Raw genomic sequence first — 22,460 nt, forward strand, 5'->3', positions numbered from 1 at the left:
CGGTGTAGCCGATCCGGGCGCGGGTGTCGATGACGATGCCGCCGGTGGTCGCCGCCTGCTGCCGTGCTCTGGCGCGGATCTGCGGCTGCCACCTCTTCGTGACCTCGCTCTCCAGCCGGGCGGCGAGGTCCGGGCGGGGCTTTTTGATCTGGTCTTTCACGTACCGCTCGACGGTGCGCTGGGAGATCTGCAGCATCTGGGCCACCGCTCTGGTGCCCTTGAGCTGTTTGACCAGGTACCGCATCTGCGCGCCCGCGCTCTTGGGGATCGGGCGCGTGAACGCCCGCTGCACCGCCTGTTCCAGGCCCTGACCGAACACGCTCATCGCCTGCTACTCCCCGTTGTCCTGGTCGGTGACGGTGCCGTCCTTGATGTAGCGGGCGAGGTTGAGTTCCGGCGCCTGGAACTGCTCGCGGACACCCTCGCCCCACAGCACACTCTGGGTACCCTCCCACTTCACCAGCCCGGGATTCACCCCGAGTGCCGGGGATGATCCCGTGATGGCGTGCGGTGACTCCGCCCAATTCATCTGCTCCCCGCACCCGCGGGGATGGCCCCACGATCAGGTCGGTGGCCGGGTCGCGGGTGCACCGCGCATGCGGGGATGGTCTCCCGCGTGGCTCGTGGCCAGCGCAGGAGAAGGCCTGTGGGGGCCAGGAGAGGTGTGGCTGAGGATTCTGCGATGCTCAGAGCAACCGCAGCTCAGGCAGATAGCCCACCACGACCACGACGCACGCCAACTGACCGGTGCTCGACCGACCCAGCCACACGGGATACGTTCCGTCTCCACCGGTGCAGGAGGAGACGAGATCGCTGTCTGTCGCCTCGTCGGTGGTGCGAATGTGCCCGTCACCGAGGCTCTCTCCAGCACCGTCCTCCTGCTCTACGAGGTAGCGCCGGTACTGGTCCGCAAGGACTTCCCAATGTGCGGCATCCGAGAAGGATCCCGCAGCGCCATCCGTGTCGAAGCCGAAGATCTCGCCATCGCGCAGCAGCCTGGCGTCATCCTCCGCGGTGAGTGCCAGCTCCCATGACACCACCGGCTCTTCCGCCAACAGCAGGCGAACCGCTACGTCCTCCACGACGGGAAAGCACTCGTCCTCGTACGTCCCCTCATAGGCAACTACGGCACCTTGCATGCGGTATTCCCCCGGAGGGATCCGGTCGGCCAGCTCACGAACGGCGCCATGGCCCTCGGTGAGAGCATCCGCGACGACCAGTCTGCCGCTGGGCACCCGCAGAGTCGCGATGTTGCGTATCGCGCTGACCGTCATCTCCGACTCGAAGCTCGTCGCGATGCGTGTGCCCGGTTCGAAGAGCTCTTTGAGGTGTTCAGGCTGGGCCGGACGCGGGGGCACCCAGGGGGAAGGCCGGCCGTCGTCGGCGCTGTCCACGGTCCGCACCTCCGTCTCTCTCTGCGGAGTCCTCAACGTCCGGCTGCCACCCTTGTGGCAACGACTGCGACACGAACAACTGTCTGAGGCCACTCACACCGAATTCCGATCTGGCACGCCATCGGTCCTCTTCGGGAATACCGGCGAGCGTGTGGCGTGACCCCCCTCGTGCCCCCTTCGGTTCGCTCACCTTGCGTCCCTTGCCACCCGGAAAGAGGTCCACATAACTCCGCCCGGCTTCGGGGGCGAACTCGGCCTGGTCCTCGGAGTCATAACGCCATACCCCGAGATGGCGCAGGAACAGGCGCCCGGGTTCGAGCAGACGCCAGTCCGCCTCGCCGGTCCGCCGCCCCTGATCGTCGTACGCCCATGCCCCCACGTAGGAATCGTCCCAGGCCACCAGGTGCACTTCGATCGGCGAGGTTCGGCCCTCCACTCGATGCACCATCACGTAAGGCTTCCCCGCACGGTCCCGGTCCTCCGCAGCGGATCGCGAGAGCGGGGCGAGCATCGTCCGGGAACGAAGATCCCAGCCCTCCGCGAACGACACCCGCACGGTCTGCTCAGCGCCAACCATCAAGCCCCTCCCACCCTCCACCGATCTTGCTCCTGTCGAGGAACCGTAACGTCGAGGTACGACAACGGCCGGAGCCGCTCCATGGACAGGGCAGGACACTCGCACCGATCCGACCGACGGTGCCCGTGTTCAACCGGCCACCAACTCCGCCGGGCGGGGCAGCCGCGACGTGTTGGAGGTATCCCTCGTGCACCCCTGCGTGGTGGCCGAGGTGGACGTCGATGTCGCCCGCGATGGTGCCGACCGGTGGCGCCACACCGTCCGGCTGGCACGCATCCGCACCGACCTCGCTCCCAAGGACGTTCCCGCTCTTCACGTCGCCGTAGCGCCGGCAGCGGTGCAGGACGCCACGGAATGCAATTGCATGTCTGTCTCGCAGCTGGGGGTACAGGCTGAAGCCTGCGGCGCCTGGGCAGCCTGCCCGCGTCCGGGCTGGTCATCCGCTGGTGGCTTCTACCGCAGTGTCGTGGGCGGGTGTGCCGTTGGTGTGGGAGCTCCGTCTCCGGCTGGGCAGGTTGGTGTTGAAGGTGCGCGGTACGTGGCGGGTCCAGGGCGGCGTGGCGGACAGGATGAAGCGGATGCGGTCGGCGAAGCGGGGTTCGGGCACGGGGATCTCGACGCCGGGATAGCGGCGGTAGCCGCGGGTGACGGCGTTGGCGGTGTAATTGGTGATGGCGTCGGCGCGGCGGGTGCGTGAGCGTTGGCCGGGGGCGTCGAGGCGGCTGAGGATGCGCAGGACGGTGGAGATGCTGGCGTCGAAGCTCAGTTGGTGTTCGGGCGGGCAGATGCCGGAGACGATGAGGGTGTCGGAGGCGTCGGTTGTATCCAGGCCGGTCTGGTCTTGCCAGAAGGCGGCCGCGTGGGCTTCTCCGCGGGCGCGGTGGTAGAGGGAGAGGCAGTAGGCGGCCGGGGTGAATTCGGCTCCGGCGGCGTACTGCCACCAAAAGCGTGCGCCGTCGTCGACGCCTGCGAGGCGCAGGGCGCAGCCCAGCAGCCAGGCGCTGGTGGGTTCGGGGAGCTGGCCGGTGAGGAATTGCAGCGCATCGGGAGCGACTGTGGTGACGACGACGTCGCAGAGGTGGTCGAGGAGTTCGACGGCGGCAGTGTCGGCCGGCTCGCCGGGCAGCGAGTCGGTGTCCGGGTCGAGGTCGAGGTAGGCGCAGTCTTCGTAGGCGACGGTGTCGGCGGTGGCGGGCTGGTCGGCCTGGAGGCGGGCGCGGGCGAGGAGGGCGTCGGTGGAGGGCATGGCGGCTGGGTTCACTCCCGGGGAGTTTGTGCGGTGAGCAGGGTGTCGAGGGTGGCGCGGGCGTGGTGGTCGACGGCGTGGGCCATGGCCGCGGTCAGCCCGAGGACTTCGGCGGTCTCTTCGAGGCTCAGGCCGCACAGGTGGCGCAGGACCGCCACGTCCATGAGGTCGTGCGGGAGGCGGCCGATCGCGCCGAAGAGGTCCACGAGTTCGCTCAGGGCCACGAATTGGCCCGGGGAGCTGGTGCGGGCTTCAGCCGTGGAGAAGACGGCGGCGCGCAGGTCGGGGTGCCCGCCGAGGGTGCGGTGGGCGCGGGCCATGACCCGTGAGCGCAGCAGCTGCCAGGCGTAGCGGCGAATGTTTTCGCTGGTGGCGGCCTCGCTCCAGCACAGCCAGAGGATGTCGAAGGTTTCCGTCACCACCCAGCGGGCGCGGTGGTCGGTGAGCAGGAAGGCGCGGGCGTAGGCGGTGTAGGCCCGCGTCATGGTCTCGGTGAACGCCTTGTGCGCCAGGGGCGGGGGCTCGGGCTTCAGGGCGACCTGCTCGATGCAGTCTTTGATCCAGCCGGGTTCTTTGTCTGCCTCACGGGCTGCCGCGGTCCACAGCCGGCGCATCGGCTGGACGGGCAGGCCCAGGGCTCGGATCACACTGAAGGTGATCTCCCAGGCGGGGTAGTAGCCGTTGCCTCGCAGCAGCTCGCTGATGCGGGTCTTGGAGTAGCCGGAGCGGTCAACCAGGTCGTTGAGGGTCAGGCCGCTGGCGAAGAGGAACCCGCGGACCGGCTCCAGCCACGCCCGGTGTGACAGACCGGCCGTCTCCGCGATCGGGGCGGGCTTGCGACCGCGTTTGCTGAACGTATCCGGTGGAAGGGGCTGTTCGGCGTCGGGGGACCAGATCATCGGGGCGGCTCCTGTCCGCCAACAGCGGCGGGGCCGGACGGGCGGGGGCCGTCGGGCGCGGTCAGGGCCTGCACAATCTGCTGCACGAGCAGGCCCAGGGACGGGAGCAGGGCGGCGGCCGCCGCACCATGTCCCAGCACGGTCATCACCGTGCTCCACACGAAGACCGCCGCCAGAACGGCAAGGGTCACCACTCTCTTACTCGACATCGCACTCGGTTTTCTGTGAGCGGTTCACACACCAACAGCCCTTCCTGACAGCGGTGCTGAAGCGCCGTCAGGAAGGAGACGCCAGCATTACGCGGCCCCCCACCGCACCGCTACGCGATCAGGGCGTTACGGAACAATGCCGTCCCGACCGCCAGCACCCGCCACCTCCCGCCACCCCCGGTCCCTTACGGCGGAACAACAGCCGATTCCACCGTTTGAGGGGGAATCATCACTTCTGGCCACACGCCGACCCGCATGCACCATCATGGAAAGCCGAGGCGCCACTCGACGCCACACCAAGGCCGTGCGGCCCCCTGTGCTGAATCAACACCCCGGAGGGGGCCGCACGGCGCCCACTGCCCCACCCCACGCGCTGCAGCAAAGGGCCGTCGGGCAGCTTCCGGCACCTGATCTTCGCCGCCGAGGCCGCAGGTGGTGGTCCGCGATGCGGTGAACAGCGATGTCGGGATCGTCCGCTACGCGGACACCCGCCTACCTCACAACTGGACCGCCTGCATCGCCAGCCGCAAAGACCCCTGGGACCTGCTCAGATGCGTCGGGATCTGTCCGCATGGAGGGCCCGGCGGAGCTCCTTCCACGGGTACGGGGTCTCCCTGTCCTCTTCCTGGATCTTGACGTAGAAGTCCGTCATAACTGCGGCGAGCGGTGCATGGCGGGAGAGGATGGCCCTGGCCTCTTGCGGTCCGTCCGGCGGCTCCTCACCTTCCGCACACGCGTGAATAAGTGCCTCGCGTTCTATCCGCTCGTATCCGTACAGAGCCGTGATCAGCCGGTTCACCAGCCAGCTGCGCGTGTAGCAGCGATCGTAGGTCTTATGCAGCTCGAAGAAGCTGGTCTCTGCCGGTGACAGATCGAATTGTGAGGAAAGGGCGAGGCCATAGTCGGCGAAGTACAGGCGTCGGCCGTCGGTCAGGATGTTCTGGAAATGTGCGTCGAAGTGCAGGAGCCCGCGAGCGTTCATGAAGGACGTGCCGGCCTCCAGCTCGCCCTCCACCAGACAACAAGCCCGGTCGGCGGCCTCTTCGTCAGCCTGTACTGCTCGGTGAGCCACTCGTGGAGCGTGTGAGGGATGTACTCCAGGAACAGCACCAGGCTCGCAGAGGACTGTTGAAGGGCCTCGATACGACGGCGTACCTCCGGCCTGCCTCCCCAGTAGGCCACAGCCCGCTCCACGTCCGCGAGTTCCATGTCATGCGCGGGCGCCGGGTCCGGTAGTACGCGCCAGTGATACATCATCGGGAACCCTGGGTACTGCCCCGCGAGTACCCAGTTCGTCGTCATGGTGTGAACGGCGAGCTCCCGCCACGCCCCGAAGCCGGCAGGTCCACCGGCGACGCCGTACTGGCAGAAGGTGGGAAGCCCGAACAGGTTGGCTGTGGACCGTACATGCTCCGGCAACCGCTCCATATCGGTGAGCGGCACCCGCTTGACGAAGACCGGCTTCCCGTCCACCTCCAGCAGCGCGGACTTCCCGCCGACGCCGGAGCCAAGCGGCACGGCGGCGTCCAGGAGCTCGCCCAGTCGGCGATCACTTCGCAGGGCGAGCGAGGTGGCGACCGTGCTGTAAGCGGCCAAGCGCGCGGCTTCTGACATATCGGGATGCTCGACCGCTTCCTGCATCAGAATGCCGACCTCGTCTTCACCCTGCACGCGAGTGCCCACCAACTGCCGCCTCTGCACTGTAGAGGGAGGTCGATGAGGAGATCGGCGGAGGCAACGGACTGGGCAGGTTGCAGGGCAGCCCCACCAGCTCTCCAAGGATGCGGAGATCAAGTCCAGACAAGGCGGGGGCGTGCGACCAACCTCCCCCCCCTCCCGCCATCCGAGATGTCGGCTAAAGAAGGAGAAGCCTGCTGCCGCGGCGCGGCAGGCACGATAAAACGGGCCGCTGAAGGCTCCACGGCCGACGCCGCCGGACCGCGTCCGCTGCGTCGTGCCGAGTTGCAGCCACCAGCTTGCCGAAACAGGGCGGGCTCAGCCCGGTGAACGGTGCCATCCAAGACGGCTCAGACGCCGTGGCCACTCCGGCCACACGAAGATCATCACATGCTGCGAGCCCTATGCGGACGCTGAGATAACCGCCCGGACACGATCCAACCGCACTCGGTTTTCCTCCAGCCAATCCGAGGCGACGTCAATCGGTACGAGCACCGAAATCCGCGTCGACGGCGAGTCGTGCACCGTCACCTCCACCGGATCATCAGGGACCACCTCCACCCAGGCACTGCGGTCACCGGCCGGCCACTGGGCCCCCTCCTCCGCCTGAAGGGCATCGAGGCAACGATCCCACTCGTCCAGATCCTCACGCGATACCTGGAGCCGAATCCTCCCGTTGCCGAAGTCGCTCCTGAGAACGATCTCGGCTGGGTAGTACCGCTCCGCGCCCATCACCAAAGGCGCACCACATACCACCTCAATCGCGACGCTCTGGACCTCATCGGCGAACCGGAACAGTTCGAGCGTCTGCGCTACGTCAACCACAGTTGCCTCTGAACACTTGATGGACCAGGTTGCTCTTGATCCTCTCCCAGCACCGGCCAAGACGTCAGTCACCGCCTGGCATGCGGGACAGCCCATGTCCACCGTCTGCCGTCACGTCCGTAGCGGCGGGGCGGCCCGGCTTTGGGGCGCTGGGGCAGCAACGGCTCAAGCCCGCAGGCCGTTCGTCATACCCTCGCCGACCGGACGATGTGCCTCGCTGCCGGCCTGGTCATCCGCCGTCGACGTAGGCGCGGGCGGCGACCATGACGTCGCGGTAGCGGCCTTCGGCGATGACGGTGAGGGGGGCTTCGTCGTTGAGTTGAGGGTTCATGCCGATGAGCCATGCGCGTGCGGTGTAGAGGCTTTCCGCGTCTTGGATGAGGTGGAATACCTGGAGTGCGGCGCGCAGGCGTTCTTCGGCTTCGGGGCGTGGGGTGTTTTCGCCGGAGGCCCATTTGCCGACTTGGCGGTGGTCGCTGAGGTTGGTGATCCGTGCGGTGAGGCGCTGGCCGAGGTTGTCCTGCAGGAATCGGGCGATGTCTGCGATGGACATGCGCACCGTGTGGCGGTGCGCGGTGCGGGCGGCTTCTCCGCTTTTGGTGGCTGCGGAGTCGTTGGCTGCGGGCATGGTTTGTCTCCCTCGTGTCATGACTGAGCGCCGGCTGGGGATTGCGCGATCGCTGGTCAGACAACGGGCTGTGCGAGCGGGTGGTGATGGCCAGGTGGCGGCGGTGCTTCTTGGCGTGTGTGTCCGTGGGGAAGCGTGACCTCGACGGACGCCTCGGCGTGGTGTGCCGGTGTGTCAGCGGTGCACTCCGGTCGTTCGGGACGATGGGGTGCTGGGCTGTTCGAAGGGGTGCTGGCGGTGCAGGAGCTGGCGGTTGCGCAGGCGGGTTGTTGTGGGGGGTAAGCCGTGGCGTTGTCTGGTCACTGTGGGGCCTTCCTTCTTGACACACCGTTAAGGTACCCAAATCCCACCGCCTTCTCTACCGGTTCCGCTCTTTCCTCCCCCCTCTTTTGTGGGCCAACTGGCCTGCTTGACCGGTGTTTTGGCCTCTGAGGTGCGGATTTGCCGGGTGCCGGTGTCTGGACCGGCACCCGGCTGGGATGCGAGGATCGTTCATTTGGGCTATGGCGTTTGGAGGGGGTCTTACTCCCCCCTCCGCCCGAGGGCGGGTCGTCTACCGGATGGTGAGTCCGTAGTGGGCGGCCACGGTGCTGAGGCCTTCCGTTTCGGGCCAGACCGGTTGGGTCTCGACCTGCTGGAGATCACAGCCGCTGAAGATGGCCCAGCATTGCCGGGAGGCGAAGCGTGAGCGGTAGGCGACGCCGTGAATCAGCTGGGCCTGTTGCGGGGTACGTTGGGCGATGGCCCAGGCCGCGATGCGCCGCGTGACGCGGCGGTCGGCTCCTTGGATGTGGTCGTGGGTGAGTTTGTCGACGTCGAGGGCTTTGAGTTCGGGCTGCAGGTTCTCGCTGAGGCTGGCCAGGGTCGCGCCGTCGTCGACGTCGAGGAACCGCGCTTTCTTGTCCGGCTGCAGCCTCACGAGCGTGTGTCGGGTGCGCCAGTCCAGGGGCAGGGTGCCGGGCGCCATGAAGTACGGTTCGCGCCAGTCATCCTTGATGACGGCGCGGAGTTCGGGATCGACGCGGAAATGTTCCAGGGCTTCTGCGAAGCATCCTTCGATCTCGGATGCGCAGTAGAGGGTCCCGTGGCCGACCAGGCTCCATCGGTTGCCGCTGGAGCGGTCGGTGTCGCCGGCTGCGATCTTGTTGTACTTGAGCGGCTTCTTTGCTTTGCCCAGACGCCAGACGCCGTGGTCCGGTGCTGTAACGAGCCGTACTCCTAAGTACGTCTCCTCGGTCATGCGCCGCTCCTTACGTCGGCGGGCGCAGGTATGTAGTCGCGCCTGCCGGTTGGCGGGCCTGTGCGGTGTGCGGGTGCAGGCCTGCGTGTGGTTCCGGGTGCCCGGTGTCGGCTCGTTCGGGGGCGCTGGCGGGCCGGCTGGCTCGTTTCCCCCTGCGGGCCTGTGCCGGACGATCATTGTGTGGCTGTTGTGGGGGGCTCTGTGCGGGTTTTGGCATATGACGAGGGGCGCGTCGGGGGCTTGAAGGGGGCGCGTGTGGCCTGCTGCGCTACCCCTCGAGGCGGAGGTCGAAGACGGCGACGCCGGCTTCGCCCGTGATCGTGAGGGTGACGGCCGGCTTGTCGCTGTGGGGGCGGGCGCTGAGCGTGTGGACGCGGGTGCCGGTGGCAAGTTGGAGGATGCAGCGGCTGGTGGTGGTGTGCCAGATGCGCAGTGTGCCGTCGCGGGAGGCGCTGGCGATGTAGGAGCGGGGGGTGGGGGTGAGGGTGCTCCAGGCGGTGAGGGCCTCGATGGTGTCGGTGTGGCCCCGCAGGTGGTTGCTGCGGGGCTTGCAGGTGTCGAGGTCCCACAGGTGCAGGGTGTCGTCGCCCGCTGTGGCCAGGAGCGGGCCGTCGGGGGCGTGCAGGTCGAGGGCGAGGGCGTTGATGAAGCCTTGGTCGCAGCGGAAGGTGTGCAGTGCGGTGGGGTTCCCGGGGCGCCAGAGGCGGGCGGTGCCGTCGGCGCTGCCGGAGGCGAGGCAGAGGGAGCCGTGTGGGTGGGTGGCTGCGGCGACGGTGAGGACGGCGAAGTCGTGTTTCCAGATGTCGGTCTGCTGGTGTGTGTGGAGGTCCCAGAGGCGGACGGTGTGGTCGTCGCTGCCGCTGATGGCGAGGCTTTGCCCGGTGGTGGTGCGGCAGGTGGCGATGGAGCGGACAGGGAGGATGTGTCCGGTCAGGGCCGGCTGGTCGCCGGTGTGGGGGGTGGTGGGGTCCCAGAGGGTGATGGTGTGATCGCCTGTGGCGTAGAGCAGTTGGGGTTGTTCGTCGGCTGGGGTGCTGAAGGCCAGAACGGTTGCGGGACGGTGGGCGGGAAGGGGCAGGGTCGGGCCCGGCTGGCCGGTGTGGGCGTTCCAGATCTGCACGTGAGCTGCTGCGTAGCTGACGGCTACTTCCACGCCGGTGTCGGTGTGCCGGCAGGCCGCGGCGAGCGCGGCTGGTGGGGGGTCGGCGCCGTCCAGAGCGCTGCTCAGGGCGTCTTCGGTCCAGGTGCGGATGGTGTTGTCGCGGGCGCAGGAGACGAGCAGTGCCGGCTGGTCGCTGGGGACGGCGTGCAGGGCGGTGACGGTGTCGGTGTGTCCGGTGAGTCGTCCGGCATGTTGATGGGTGGTCAGATCCCACAGGTCGATTCCGGTGGTGCAGGCGACGGCGGCCAGGTGGCGGTTGTGGGCGGTGATGCAGGCCAGGGCGATGACGGGGCTGTCGGAGGCGTGGATGCGGCGGCAGTGGCCGGTGGTGAGGTCCCACAGGGTGACGGTTCCGTCGTGGTGGCCGGCGGCGATGTGGCCGCGTGTGGGGGTTTCGGCGAGCGTGCGGACCGCGGCTTGCAGGGGGTGGTCGGCCAGGAGGGTGCCGGTGGCGGTGGCCCAGATACGCAGGGTTTCTCCCGCGCAGACGAGGACGTGTGTGCCTTCGCTGGTGGTGGTGGCCAGGAGGGCGAAGGCGTTGAGTTCAAGCGGGTGGGCGCTCATGGTGGCGAGCTGTCGTTCTCCTCGGTTCTCGCGCCACTCGGTTACCTCTCCGTCGCCGTTGACGGCGATGACGGTGAGGACGCCGTCGTGTGCGCGGTATCCGGTGAGGTCGGCGGCCCAGCTGTTGCCCCGGCGGATGAGCTGGTCGAGGAGGCGGCGTTCGGTGGCGTCCCAGATGCGGACATAGCCGTCGGTGCTGCCGGAGACGAGGACGGTGCGTGAGCCGTCCTGTTGGATGTGCAGGCGGCGTACGGCTCCGTCGTGGGCGGGAATGCGGTCGCCGAGGTTGCTTCCGGTGCGGGCGTCGACGAGGTCGACGTACCCGGCTTCGCTGCCGAGGGCGATCAGGGGCGGGATGGGGTCGGTCGTCAGTGCGACGGTGCGGCAGGGGTGCTTGGTGGTGGCCAGCACGTTGGCCGGCGGTTCCCACTGGGCCCACAGGACGTGGATGCGGGAGCCGTGGAGGCCTTGCGCGTGCGTGGCGATGCCCGGGTAGTGCAGGGCAGTGTGGGCGAGGTGGAGGCTGGAGCAGCGGGAGGGCAGGTCGGCGTGCTGGATGAACGGTTCGATGGCGGTCCAGGCGGTCAGCCAGGTCCGGTTGGCGCGGGTGTCGTGCGGGTGGTGCAGCAGGCCGCGGATCGTGTCGCCGCTCACCCATGGAAGGAGGGTGGGGGGAAGGTGGTCGTCGTCGAGGAGATGTGCGGCGGCGGCGTGGTGGGGCAGGTGGCGGGCGAGGTAGGGGTGGGGTTGTCCGGCCGGGTCGGTGCGGGCGAGTTTGGCCAGGGCGTCGGTGATGCGCTGGTGCGCCTGGCGGTTGCTGCGGTCGGGTAAGGCGCCTGGTTCCGGATGGCTCAATGCCGTGTCCCCCTTGGTCGGCCATCCGCGCAGCAGCTGGCCGAGTTGGTCGTGTGCGGGCAGGTACACCCTGCGGTCGTCCTCGATGTCGTGGGTGAGATACCCCGCGAGGCGGCTGTTCATAAGTCGCTGAATGTGTGAGTCGACATTTTGGAGGGGATGCAGGGACAGGGCTTGCGCGGCGGCCGGCCAGATTTCGGCCCGGGGCAGGCCGGCGCCGAAGGCGAAAGCCGTCGCGCGCAGCAGGGTCAGGGCGACATCGGGAGTGAGGCTGTCGTCGGTGAGGGCCTTCAGGTCCTGGCGGAACAGTCCGAGGGTGCCCTGCTGCAGCTGGAGTGGCCAGGCAGGATCCTGAAGCAGTTGGGGTCCGGTGGCGGCGAGTTGTTCGGCGGCCAGGCGGGCGTCGAGGAACGAGTGCCCCACGTGGGCGGCGACCGTGTCGGCGGCCTGATCACGCAGGCGTGGCACGGAATCCCAGGCGGGGCCGCTGAGCGTGGAATGGACGTAGGCGGTGATGTCGTCGCCGATGTCTGCCTCGTCGGTGCGCACGATGTCGGCCTGGGGGAAGGCGCGTCGCAGTTCGCCCAGGAGGTCGCCGGCGGGTGGAGTCTGCGCAGCATGCGACGCGGGGGCGCTGCTGGCCCGGGCAGCCACGATCAGGCGCAGTCTCCGCGGTGGCGGCAGAGCACTGGCCGGCGGGGTGTTCTGCGCGGGAATATTGGGCTGGGCGGGGGTCGTGGTGCGGATGTGGGCGACGAGCGGCTGGAGCACATTCTGGATGCACGCGGTGGGGTTGTGCGCTTCGTCGAGCGCGTCGACCACGACGGTGAGGAGCTGGTGAGGGCTGCTGTCCAGCGCGGCGGTGAGCTGTGTCTGCCAGTGGCGCACCGCGTCAGCTCCGAGCGGTGGCACGGTGGCGGTGGAGTGGGGTAATCGGGTGACGATGGCCTCCAGCAAGCCGGCGCAGCTGCGGTTGCGGGCGCTGACAGCCACCGTGACCGATCCGGCCGGCGGCACGGTGGCGGGTGCCGGGTGGCCCAGAACGGCGGCGATGCTGCTGGCCTGGCGCAGGGTGCTTTCGCTCAGCGTGACAGCGCGGGCCAGCAGGGAGGACTTTCCGGTCGCGGCGGCTCCGGTGACGATGAGGACGCCGGCGGGACGGAAGAGGAAGTCAGCGATCTTCTGATTGAGTCGCTGCCGCCCGGTCACGTACCACCCCGGGTCTGCCGTCGACGCGTTCGCGAGCCATCCCTCGAGTTCTTCCACGGCAGTGGACACCTCCCTGCGCTCAGCAGGGACGAGATCGCTGTCGCCTCGGTAGCCGGGATTGGGCAGTGTGGGAACGTGCTCGGCCAGTTGACCGACGGGCAGCAGCTCTCTGGGCCCAGGCAATCGGTCATAGGGGTCGGTGTAGCCGCGTTCGGCGTTGAGTTCGGCGGTTGCGTCCTGCAGTGCGCGGAGGAACTCACCGATGCTCAGGTACGGCCGGGTGATCTCTGCGACCTTCCTGAGTTTTTCGTAGGCCCGGCGCAGCACCGTCGAAAACTCCAGGACCTGCACCTCATTGGCCGTGTCGGTGGCGACGATGACGTTGAGGCGTCGTTCAGGGCCGGGGCTGAGATCGCCCCACCAGTCGTGCAGGTCCCGGGCGACGGCCCCGGCGTGGCAGGCGTTGATGATCACCAGCACGTGGCGTGCATGGGAGGCCAGGGCGGCCACGACGAGGTCGTTGGTGGGCATGCCCGTGGCCGGAAGGCGGCCGTCATCGGTTGCCGGAAGGCGAAGGAAGTGGCGCTGGGTCGGCGCCAGGACCCCGTGGGAGGAGACATACAAGACGAGCGGCACATGCGCCGGGGTCTCCCGCAACTGCTCCTTGTGCAGGAACCTTTCGATGTCGTGCCGCTCGCGGACACCGTGCAGCGCCACTTCCGCGAAACCTGCACTCGCCTGGCCGGCGGGCGACCACCAGGTGCGGATGACCTGCATCTGCTGCTCCAGCGCTTCTGCGAAGCCGGGTGTGTACGGGTCATCCACCGCGACGACGGCCAAGACTCCGCTTGGGCCGTTCTGTGGGCCCTTTACCGCATGAGTCCGAGTAAGGGGTACAAATTCATGATTGTTCCCTCTCCTTCCAGGCATGGCTCCTATTGTTCCCGGGCATGAACCAGCCCACGGCCAATCAGCGCAAATCCACCCCTGCACCGGAGAAGCGCGGTATCACCCAGGACGCCGTCATCATCGTCCCGGGCATCATGGGCAGCGAACTACGCGACGCCGAAACGGGAGCAACGCTGTGGGGCCTGTCCACCGTGCGCTGGCTGATGAAGGCCTGGACACGGCCGGGCGGTCTGGCAGCCCTGCACATGACCGACGCAGAGCTTGAGGGAAACACCGGGAGGATCCAGCCCGTACAGTTGCTGCGTCATTCGGCCTGGACTCCCTACCTCAAGGGATGCGAGCCGTACACGGACCTGATCGCCGCGGCTCACGCCTGCGTCGCCCACCCCGACGCCGTACTGGAATTCCCTTACGACTGGCGGCTTCCCATCGCCTCGAACGGCCGGCTCCTTGCCGCGGCCGCACGACGTCATCTGACGGCCTGGCTCAACCACCCCGCCCACGCCCAGGCCCGCCGCGCCAGGGTCGACGAGCGCCCCGGTCGGCTCGTGTTCGTCGCACACTCCATGGGCGGACTGGTCACGCAGGCAGCGCTCGACCCCCTGCACGACAGCGAACTGGCCGGCGACACCCGCGCTGTCATCACACTGGGTACCCCCTTCCACGGCGCGGTGAAAGCCGCAGCCATCCTCAACACCGGACGCAAAACACCCGTTCCGCTCCCCCACAAACAGCTCAGAGAGCTCTGCTCGACCATGCCCGGCCTGCACGACCTGCTGCCGCAATACGTGTGTGTCCTGAACGACAACGACGCACGCCGCCTGACTCCCTCGGACGTGGAACACCTCGGCGGGCACCGCGAACTCGCCCGCTTGGCGGCCGACTTCGCCGCCAAGCGAACCGCGATCGAGCTGCCCGGCCACCGCGCGGTCGCGGGCACCGGCCAGATCACCGCGCAGAGCCTGACGCTGCGCGACGGGGTCATGCAGACGCACTGCCACACGGTGCGCCGCAACAGCGACCACACCTTCATCCGGGACTCCGACAACAATTTGAAACTGTTCGACGTCCAAGGCGACGGCACAGTCCACAAGGAATCCGCAGCCATCGGAGGGGCCGTAAGCACCCTCCCCCTGCAGCACGGCGCCGTCGCCGCGGACCGCTTCGCCCTGCGCGCCGTCCAGGAACTCCTGCGCGACGACATCCACCTCGGCCCACCCATGGGAGGACCCGGATGCGGCCTGGACATCCCCGACCTCGTCAGCCCCGGACAATCGTGGGACCTCGTCATCACCGGAGTCCATTCACCAGCAGGCATCAGCTGCCACATCACGGCCACTGACGGATCAACCGCTGCACCCCTCGGTCCCCGGCTCCGGCTGACCGGGCGCCACCTCACCGCCACCGCAACGCTGCCCGCTCCAGGTCTCTACCGGGTCACCGTGACAACACCCGACCGGCGCCAGGTGTCCCAACTAATCCTGGCAGCAGACGTCACAGATAACGGCTCGTAGCAAGACGGACCTCTCGAGCTCGCCAGAAGACGCCGTACGCAGAGGTGGGACCGCATGCTCGGCCAGGTGGGGAGCTATGCCCAGCTCCTGCGTGGCGGTCGACGGTGAACCGTCTTCGGAGCAAAGGGACCGGATCCAGGACTTGCGCCGCGGGGTCAGCGGCCATTTAGGAAATGTCTTGCAGGCGCGGTCGGTCGTAACTCCTTCCCAGCAAGCGGCGACCGCTTCCACGCAACGCGGACGCCGGGCCGGCGCGTCGTCGTCGGCTACGCGAACTCCACCAGGATCCGCTTGGGAGCCGGCTGCCCAGCTGGTCCCTCCTCCAGTTGGCCGGCGTGGTTAGGGCCGGGAGCGTGACAGGTGGGAAGCGTGCGGGCCGGCTGCCGCCCGCGGTGCCTGTGGGGAGCGGGCGAGGCGGTGGCGAGGATGATCTCCAACTGTTCGGCGAAGTAGGAACCCCGGACGCGGGACTCGGCATAGGGGGGCGAACGCTCGCTGTCCCGGCCGTCTGCCGCCGCCCGCACCGTCGCTACGAACGCAAGGCGGACAATGGGTTTCAGGATGCCCAACTCGTAGCAGGAGTGAGCCTGTTCTGCAGCGGGACGCGGAACCGTGTCATGCGTCGTCGTCATGACCGGTCCAACGAGCCGCCATTTACGAGCCTGCTCGTTGTCCGGCGATCGTGACGGTCGCGGTCATATCCCTGCCGCCTCGTCGTCGACGGTGTCCAGGTCGACGAGCCGGGTGGGGTCGTCCCACATCAGAGCGATGTGCCGACCGAGCAGGGAGGGACCGTCACCGCGGACCTCCGCATTCCGTCTGAGTCGGTGGATGGCCATGGGAATTTGGTCAGGAGTCCGCACTGAGGCGAAGACAGCGCTCACGACTTCCCGCCGCTCGTCCGCAAGCTCCCCTCGACGGTCCCAGACCGCGATACCGATCCCTTCCGCGATGGCTGCGTTGAGGGCATTCGTCGCTGGGCCCCCGTCGGGCGCGTCAAGCACAACGGCCGTGCAGTCTGACTCCATCGCCAAAGCAGTCTGCCAGGCGTCCAGCCGACCGGCGTCAGACTCCGACCAGCCGTGCACCTTGACCCCCTGCGACCGCAGGGCGCGCCACCTCTCCTGCCACCGCTCCCGGACCAGAGCGTCGCTGGCGCGCATCCGCTCGAGGCTGCGTACATGCACTCCATACTCCAGACCCAGGGGCAGAGGGCCTCCGTCGCCGATCCGGGTCGTCAGCCCGGCCACGTCGTAGTTGAGCAGGTCGTTCGGGAGGACGAACTCGATGTATGGCGGCGACTGCGCGCGTCCGCTCGGTTCGGGTTCGCGTGGCGCCGACCAGAGCCGGGCGCCCTGGCGGAGCGCTCGTTCGACCGCCGTTCCAAGGCCGTCGAGGGTGGTGGTGGCCGGTTCGCCCGGCTGGGGGTTCCATTGGCCGGGGACGGTATTGAGCCAGGGGCGGACGAGGATCTCCCCGGAACCGTCGCGAGTGTGTTCGACGACGATAACGAGGCACCTGGGGATGGACGGGTCGGTTTCGACCGCGGGGGGATAGGCCCGCCGCCGTTCAAGTTGCGCGAGTAGTCCGGACCGCCGCGCCCAGTCCTCCGCCCAATCGGACAGTGCACGTCGATAGCTCGGGTTCAAGGATGACTGGGCGGCACATTCCATGAGGAGAACAGCGGGCGGCAGACCATCCGGCTGAGCATTAAAATCCAGTAAGTAATGGAAGAGTTGCGTGAGAGAAAGGCCTGTCGGAAGATCGGCGCCACCGAGCTGGTCCGCGAGCAGCTCGCGCAGTCGGGTTTCCGATGGGTTCCCCGCTGGCTTGCCCAGGAGTGCAAGGGCGGAGTTTGTTTCCTCGTGGGAGAGTGGCCCGGACGGGCCCGCTTCCCAACGGCCGACGCCGCCGCGGGGCATAAGCAGCTGCTCGAGTTCTGTGGCGGCGAGCGGGCCTTCGCAGATTCGCACCACGGCGAGCAGCACGTGCTCGCCTCCCGCCACGTCTAACGCAGTCTGGACCAGAGCGATAATGTCCTCACGCTGCTTGACGCCCCGCAAGTCGACGGACAGGCCCAACTGGTCCCCCAACAAGGCAGCGAACTGCAGACGTGATTCCCTGTCCTCCATACACCCCAGCTCGACCAGGGCATTCGTCAAGCGATACAGAAGGTCAAAGTCTTTCCCTCCTCCGAACTTTGTGGGCGCCCTGCCCTCTCTCGGTTTGTCCAGGAGTGCCTGGACCGAGCTTGTGTCCTCGTTGGAGATGGGGCCCGTCGTTCCCGTTTCGGAACGGCGCGCGCCGCCCGGGGGCGTCAGCAGTTGCTCGAGCTCTGCGGCGGCCACCTCTCCCTCGAGGATCCGCACCGCGTTGAGCAGTACGTCCTCGCCGCCAGCCACGTGCAATGCAGCCTGCACCAGGGCGACGACGTCCTCACGCTGCCTGACGCCCCGCAAGTCGACGGAGCGGCCCAACTGGTCCCCCAACACGGCAGCGAACTGCAGACGTGATTCCCTGTCCTCCATACACCCCAGCTCGACCAGGGCATTCGTCAAGCGATGCAGCAGGTCGCGGCTTGTATAGGCTCGTCCGTCCCCTTCTCGATGCAGCTCCGCGAGCGGCTCACCCTCTCTCGGCAGGGTCAGCGTCCCCGTCCGGTCCGCGATGACGGCCGGGAACTCCGGGGTACGGCCGAGGCGCGGTGTGATGAAGTCGCTGACGGCGTCGACCGTGCGCTGTGCCGAGCCGGTGTTGATCACGGTGCGGAGTACCTGGCGCAGGTCCGGCTCGAAGGCAAAGACGTCCTGGTCCTCCAGCGGGTCGTCGACGTGCATGAGACCGCTCAGCATGACCTCCGCCAAACAGACTGGTGTGCTGTCTGGCAGGGCGGCGGCCTGGACGAGCCGCATCACGGGGAGTGTCAGCGGATCGACGGCCGCCAGGTGGCTGGCCAGTTCGTAGGCGTGTGGCGAGGTCGTCGCCCGGAAGGTCTGCACACGTTCGGCGGCGGTGACCGGCTCGTCGGTGGCATCGTCGTCGACGGGCACAGCCTCGGGAATGTCCTCCGCGTCGATGACACGCAGAGCAGCCATGCCGCCGTGTGACGCGATGAGCTCGGCCCAGGGGCGCAGGCTCGGTTCGTCCAGTTCGAGGACGGGCACAGGGAGGCGGGGGCTGGTAGACAACGGGGCTGTATGCCAGGGGGCGTGGGCGGTGAGCAGGGTGTTGGGTGGTGCCGGACCGGTCGAACGGACGATCACGGGCTGGGCTGACAGCCCGGTGCTGCTCCACAGTCGGGTCGGGAGAAGGTGAAGTACGGCTGTCGGCGCTCTGCGGGCGAGAGCGGCGAGCCGCGCGTGGGCAGCTCCGGTGTACCAGTGGTCGGCGACGGCGTCGGTCACGACGAGTACGACGGTTCGGTCGCCGGCCAGGGGGGCGGACGCAGCGAGCGGGCTTACTCGCACGGAGTGGAAGATGCCTGAGCCTGTGAGGCTGTCGGCCAGTTCGTCGATGGTGTCGCGCCAGACCCGCATGGATGGGCCGTCGTCGATGGCGAGTACGAGGTGGAGCCAGCGTTCTGTGGCCGGGCGGAGCACGGCGTCGAGGACTCCGCTGTCGGCGATGGCCTCGGCGGTGGCGTTCTCGTCCAGCTCATGCCGGCGTGTGGAGGGGACCTTTCGTTTAAGCGCACGCAGGCCGCGGAGGATGTCCAGCGGATGGCGCAGGCCTCGGACTGCGGGGATGCGGATCGGCGCACCGGCGGCGCCGCCGTTCCGGGTTCTGGTGAGTGTGTAGATGGAGCGCCTGTCCTCACGAGGCGCGGACTTGGCCGCCTCCCGTTGCGGGCGGTCCGACTGGTGGAGGGCGGCGGTGCGGTGCGGTGCGGAGGCGGCGGTGTCGGGTTCCGGTAGGGCGGGCACGGCCGGGTGCGGTGGCTCGTGTAGGGCCAGCCACAGGGCGTCGCACAGTTCTCGGGGGGAGAGTTCTGCTCCGGCGATGCGCAGCGCGGCGTGCAGTCTCGCTGTCCGGAGTTTGTCCGGCTCACCGGACTCCGCCGTTCCTGAGCTCACGCAGCACCGCCTCCCTGAGGTGCTCCGTCTCCGGATGGATGCCCTGCTGCAGCAGGTGGACGGCGTGCAGTAGCTGGTCGGTGGCGAGTCCGCCGAGGCTGCGCCGGTCGGTGAACGTCCGGATGAGTTCCTGTACCCGTGGCCACTGGGCGTCCAGTTGCGGGAGGTCCTGGGCGAAATGGGCCCGGACGATGCCTTCAAGTTGGTCTGGGTCGGGCTCCGGCAGTTCCAGCCGGATGCAGCGGCGCAGGAAGGCTGCCGGGAACTCCCGTTCACCGTTGCTGGTGATCACGACGAAGGGGAAGTCCTGGCAGCGGACGGTGCCGTTGCGCACGCGCACCTTCTCTTGCGAGCCCTGCACATGGACGGCGACGTCGGCCTGTTCCTCGGGCAGGCGGGCCAGCTCGGGGATGGTGAACTCGCCTTCCTCCAGCACGAATAGCAGGTCGTTGGGCAGGTCCAGGTCGCTCTTGTCGAGTTCGTCGATCAGGAGCAGTCTCGGTCGGCCCTCGTGTTGGGTGGCCAGGGCGGTGCCCAGGGCACCCAGGCGTACGAAGCTGCCGATGTCGTCGGTGCCGTCCTGTCGCTCCCGCAGACGGCCGATGGCGTCGTAGCGGTAGAGCGCGTCGGTGAGTGTGGCTCGGGTGTTGACAGGCCAGACGAGGACCGGCCCGAGTCCGAGTTCCGTAGCCACGGCGTGGGCGAGCGACGACTTGCCGGTGCCGGGAGCGCCGGTGACCAGGAGGGGGCGGCGCAGGCGCAGGGCAGCGTTGACGACCTCGACTTGTTTGTCGCCGATCAGATAGGGCCGCGGCTTCACGGCCTCGTCGTCCGGCCGGGGCCGTCGCCACGGCGGGGGCTGGGGCAGCGGTACGGCATCGTCGTACGTCCTGCCGTTGCCGCGGAAGAGCCGTTCCTGCGGGCGTCCGCTGTTCACGCGGCGCCTCCTTCCCGCCTGGTGGGGTTGGTCAGCCGTGGTCGGGGCGGTGCCCAGCTCGGGTCCTCCCACAGCAGGGCCAGGTCAGCGCCGAGGTGCGTGGTGTCGTGCAGTGCTTCGGCGCGCCGCAGTCTGACCTCTTCCCGCAGTCTGTGCGGCCAGTTTTGGGGTATGACGTCCCTCAGCTTCGCGGTGGTGTCCGGCCCGTGGGCGCTGCGATGCCACAGAACCACGGGCACTCCCTGCCAGCGGCACAGGGCCAGTGCTTCGTTGTGCTGGTCGGGTGGACATGAGGCGATGACGCAGGCAATGTCACTCCGACTCGTCAGAATGTGGTCCGCTGCCTGTTGGTCGTGCAGCACATAAGGGGCCGCCGCGGAGCTCTGTCCGTGCTCCCATCGCGTCTTCCAGAGGCCGGAGCGCCATACGCTCTGTCCCCGCAGGACCACCAGTCGGTCCAGTCCGATGGGCCGTGTTCCCACGGGTCCGGCATGGGTGGGCAGTCGGTCAACGGCCAGTCCGAAGCAGCCTTCTTCCAGGAGGAATTCGACGCCGGCTGACTCCTCGTACTGGTCGAGGTCCTCGACGGCATCGGAAAGGTCGGCACACAGGTCGGCGCGACTGCGCAGGGTGTCCCCGTCCGTCCACGTCCTGACCTGGTGGCCATGCGCGTCGTAGAGTCGGATGACGTAGTGGAAGGCTTCCGCTGTGGGTGACGCCGCCCACAGCCACACTCGCAGGACCGGCTGCGAGGTCCGGGCGGCGGCACGAGACTTGGCGGACCAGCGGCACTGCCGCACTGCCTCGGCGCTGACGCCCAGACGCTCGGTCACCCGTTGCGACCACTCCCTCAGGGCATCTCCGTCCTCCCGCCGGGCCGCAGCGACCTCCTCGATCACCTGGATCACGGGCGGTACGACGCCGGGGTCGCTGGCACGGTCCTCCAGGTCCTCGATCAGCGCCCCGACCGCGGGTGGTTCGGCTTCGGTCAGCGAGAAGTGCGGTACTGCACGACGGGCCGCCGCGCGTACTTCCGGATGAGCGTTTGGCCCCAGCAGTGCGCAGAGTTCGTCGTACTCGTCCTGAGTGAAGAACCGCAGGGACCCCAGCTTCGCCGCAAGGTCCTGAACCCGCCGCGCGACTGCCCCGTGTTCCGCAAGCGTGCTGAGCAGAGCCGGCATTCCCCGCGGGTGGCGCATGGCCGCGTCGACGAGTTCCGAACAGGTGGCCGGCGTCCAGCACTGGCCGAGAGCACGGCCGAGGCGCGCGGCGCATTTCTTCAGGTCTGCATCGCAAAGCTCTTCAAGGGCGTGGATCAGCTCGCCGCGCCGAGCTCGCGTCCTGGGATCGGATACTTCGGTGTCCATGGCTGGGAACACGCCGGCAGTGGCAAGCAGCTTCACCATCTCGGAGGCCCTGATGGCGTACGAGCGGGGGTTGTCGGGTTCGGTCGACACCACCAGGCCGGTGACGCAGCCGTGGTCGCGGTCCCACAAGGGTGCTCCGCTGTGGCCCGGCTGGATCTCCAGCCGGGCGCGGCCGGGGTCCAGGATGTACCAAGGGCCCATGCTGGCCTGCCGATAGACGTCCACGAGGGAGCGCGGGGCTCCATTGGCGTACCAGGTCGACAGCCATGGGCTGGACGTTTCTCGCACCGGTACGGGCCTAATGTCCAATGTGCCCAGCTCGGCCTTGAGTAGGGCCAGATCGCCGTCCCACCACTGCTCGCCCTCTGGCCTGGGGGCCATCCAGCTGGCCAGCTCCACGGCATGGTGCTTGGTACCCAAGCTCGGAAAGGAAACGGCGACCTGGAGCATGTCCTGCTCAGTTGGTTGCGTGACGGTCAGTTTGGGCCGCCCTAGAGCCGCGTTGACCACATGGGCGCAGGTCAGCAGGAACCCGTCAGCAACGACCACGCCCGCGCCCAGTCCCGCCCCGGTCGCACCACGGGTGTGCACGGTGGCCCATGCCCTGCGGATACGTGCGTCCGGGTGGTCGTCGTAGGGCCGGTGCACGCCTACTCCGTCGGTACAGGTGCTTCGAGGTTCCATGTCGCCGACACCGTGAGGCTCGCCTCGCCCTTGTTGGCGACGATGCCGAGCGTCAGGTCGTTGCCGACCTTGACTCCCAGGTCGACGGTGAGCTGTTGGGGCCGCCGATCCATGGCCGACACTGTGTCGTGCACCGACTGCAGGACTGGAACCAACGGCTGCAGGACCTGCCTCAGGGCGCCACGGGCCGCCCGCGCCACTCGTCCGTTTCCCTCACCTGCGACGGGCACGAGCGGTGCGGAACCGGGCGTCGTGCCGCCCGCCGCGGAGTCGGCCAGCGGGCTGGGAAAGACTTCCAGCAGTACCGCTTGGCCGTCGTCAAAGGTGAACTCTACAAATTCCCCCATAGGCTCAACTATGCCAGTCTCAACGGCCCTTGGTGCCCCTTCGATCAACCCCGAACGCGGATGAGGACGAAGTCCTGAAACGCTCAGTACGCCGCACGCCGAGTTCCGACTGCCGCTCGTATCACTTCAGGGGTGCTACGGGCA

At 68.1% G+C, this 22,460-nt stretch carries 15 protein-coding genes and 3 pseudogenes; 1 reads left to right on the forward strand and 17 read right to left on the reverse strand.

What is annotated here, in order from left to right; genetic code table 11:
- From KUM49_RS20650 to KUM49_RS50245, 12 genes and pseudogenes are all read right to left on the reverse strand, one after another.
- A pseudogene (locus KUM49_RS20650) lies at window positions 1-325 on the reverse strand (XRE family transcriptional regulator); the annotation flags it as partial.
- A 6-nt stretch (window positions 326-331) separates the two neighbouring features.
- On the reverse strand, window positions 332-460 hold the full coding sequence (locus KUM49_RS49825; RefSeq protein ID WP_302185459.1) for a hypothetical protein: 129 nt from the start codon (window positions 458-460) through the stop codon (window positions 332-334).
- Between the two features lie 226 nt (window positions 461-686).
- Window positions 687-1,394 (reverse strand): DUF4241 domain-containing protein, encoded by a 708-nt coding sequence (locus tag KUM49_RS20655; RefSeq protein ID WP_217238374.1) that lies wholly within the window; start codon window positions 1,392-1,394, stop codon window positions 687-689.
- A 1,013-nt stretch (window positions 1,395-2,407) separates the two neighbouring features.
- Window positions 2,408-3,217: a hypothetical protein gene (locus KUM49_RS20660; protein ID WP_217238375.1), complete on the reverse strand. Its 810-nt coding sequence runs from the start codon at window positions 3,215-3,217 to the stop codon at window positions 2,408-2,410.
- 11 nt (window positions 3,218-3,228) lie between these two features.
- Window positions 3,229-4,116, reverse strand: coding sequence for an XRE family transcriptional regulator (locus KUM49_RS20665; RefSeq protein WP_217238376.1), 888 nt, complete (start codon window positions 4,114-4,116; stop codon window positions 3,229-3,231).
- Window positions 4,113-4,325, reverse strand: coding sequence for a hypothetical protein (locus KUM49_RS20670; protein ID WP_217238377.1), 213 nt, complete (start codon window positions 4,323-4,325; stop codon window positions 4,113-4,115). The genes KUM49_RS20665 and KUM49_RS20670 overlap by 4 nt, the downstream gene beginning before the upstream one ends.
- Before the next feature lie 547 nt (window positions 4,326-4,872).
- Window positions 4,873-5,939, reverse strand: a pseudogene (locus KUM49_RS20675) (protein kinase family protein).
- 298 nt (window positions 5,940-6,237) lie between these two features.
- A pseudogene (locus tag KUM49_RS20680) lies at window positions 6,238-6,378 on the reverse strand (IS5/IS1182 family transposase); the annotation flags it as partial.
- A 26-nt stretch (window positions 6,379-6,404) separates the two neighbouring features.
- Window positions 6,405-6,899, reverse strand: a complete 495-nt coding sequence (locus tag KUM49_RS20685) for a DUF5959 family protein (protein WP_308406677.1) — start codon at window positions 6,897-6,899, stop codon at window positions 6,405-6,407.
- A gap of 157 nt (window positions 6,900-7,056) precedes the next feature.
- Window positions 7,057-7,455 (reverse strand): XRE family transcriptional regulator, encoded by a 399-nt coding sequence (locus tag KUM49_RS20690; RefSeq protein ID WP_217238378.1) that lies wholly within the window; start codon window positions 7,453-7,455, stop codon window positions 7,057-7,059.
- 553 nt (window positions 7,456-8,008) lie between these two features.
- Entirely contained in the window at window positions 8,009-8,695 is a 687-nt protein-coding gene (locus KUM49_RS20695) for an RES family NAD+ phosphorylase (protein WP_217238379.1), read from the reverse strand.
- A gap of 268 nt (window positions 8,696-8,963) precedes the next feature.
- Window positions 8,964-13,310, reverse strand: a complete 4,347-nt coding sequence (locus KUM49_RS50245) for a hypothetical protein (RefSeq protein ID WP_217238380.1) — start codon at window positions 13,308-13,310, stop codon at window positions 8,964-8,966.
- A gap of 125 nt (window positions 13,311-13,435) precedes the next feature.
- Between KUM49_RS50245 and KUM49_RS20705 the strand changes: the two genes are divergently transcribed.
- Complete coding sequence (locus tag KUM49_RS20705; protein WP_254401551.1) at window positions 13,436-14,908, forward strand: triacylglycerol lipase; 1,473 nt, start codon at window positions 13,436-13,438, stop codon at window positions 14,906-14,908.
- 266 nt (window positions 14,909-15,174) lie between these two features.
- Here KUM49_RS20705 and KUM49_RS20710 read toward each other — a convergent pair whose 3' ends face one another.
- From KUM49_RS20710 to KUM49_RS20730, 5 genes are all read right to left on the reverse strand, one after another.
- A complete protein-coding gene (locus KUM49_RS20710; protein ID WP_217238381.1) occupies window positions 15,175-15,540 on the reverse strand; it encodes a hypothetical protein in 366 nt (121 codons plus the stop codon).
- A 63-nt stretch (window positions 15,541-15,603) separates the two neighbouring features.
- Complete coding sequence (locus KUM49_RS48460; RefSeq protein ID WP_308406678.1) at window positions 15,604-18,981, reverse strand: SAV_2336 N-terminal domain-related protein; 3,378 nt, start codon at window positions 18,979-18,981, stop codon at window positions 15,604-15,606.
- A complete protein-coding gene (locus KUM49_RS20720) occupies window positions 18,953-19,918 on the reverse strand; it encodes a MoxR family ATPase (RefSeq protein WP_217238382.1) in 966 nt (321 codons plus the stop codon). Before KUM49_RS20720 ends, KUM49_RS48460 begins: the two co-directional genes overlap by 29 nt.
- Entirely contained in the window at window positions 19,915-21,933 is a 2,019-nt protein-coding gene (locus tag KUM49_RS20725; protein ID WP_217238383.1) for a trypsin-like peptidase domain-containing protein, read from the reverse strand. The genes KUM49_RS20720 and KUM49_RS20725 overlap by 4 nt, the downstream gene beginning before the upstream one ends.
- 2 nt (window positions 21,934-21,935) lie before the next feature.
- A complete protein-coding gene (locus KUM49_RS20730; protein ID WP_217238384.1) occupies window positions 21,936-22,316 on the reverse strand; it encodes a CU044_2847 family protein in 381 nt (126 codons plus the stop codon).
- Window positions 22,317-22,460 lie beyond the last annotated feature (144 nt).

This window comes from Streptomyces sp. AC555_RSS877, from assembly GCF_019049245.1.
Classification (GTDB): domain Bacteria; phylum Actinomycetota; class Actinomycetes; order Streptomycetales; family Streptomycetaceae; genus Streptomyces.

Excerpts from the sequence above, each read along its gene's own strand:
- KUM49_RS20660 (WP_217238375.1), bottom strand. The coding sequence starts at position 3,217 with ATGCCCTCCACCGACGCCCTCCTCGCCCGCGCCCGCCTCCAGGCCGAC.
- KUM49_RS20665 (WP_217238376.1), bottom strand. The coding sequence starts at position 4,116 with ATGATCTGGTCCCCCGACGCCGAACAGCCCCTTCCACCGGATACGTTC.
- KUM49_RS20670 (WP_217238377.1), bottom strand. The coding sequence starts at position 4,325 with ATGTCGAGTAAGAGAGTGGTGACCCTTGCCGTTCTGGCGGCGGTCTTC.
- KUM49_RS20690 (WP_217238378.1), bottom strand. The coding sequence starts at position 7,455 with ATGCCCGCAGCCAACGACTCCGCAGCCACCAAAAGCGGAGAAGCCGCC.
- KUM49_RS20695 (WP_217238379.1), bottom strand. The coding sequence starts at position 8,695 with ATGACCGAGGAGACGTACTTAGGAGTACGGCTCGTTACAGCACCGGAC.
- KUM49_RS20705 (WP_254401551.1), top strand. The coding sequence starts at position 13,436 with ATGAACCAGCCCACGGCCAATCAGCGCAAATCCACCCCTGCACCGGAG.
- KUM49_RS20710 (WP_217238381.1), bottom strand. The coding sequence starts at position 15,540 with ATGACGACGACGCATGACACGGTTCCGCGTCCCGCTGCAGAACAGGCT.
- KUM49_RS20730 (WP_217238384.1), bottom strand. The coding sequence starts at position 22,316 with ATGGGGGAATTTGTAGAGTTCACCTTTGACGACGGCCAAGCGGTACTG.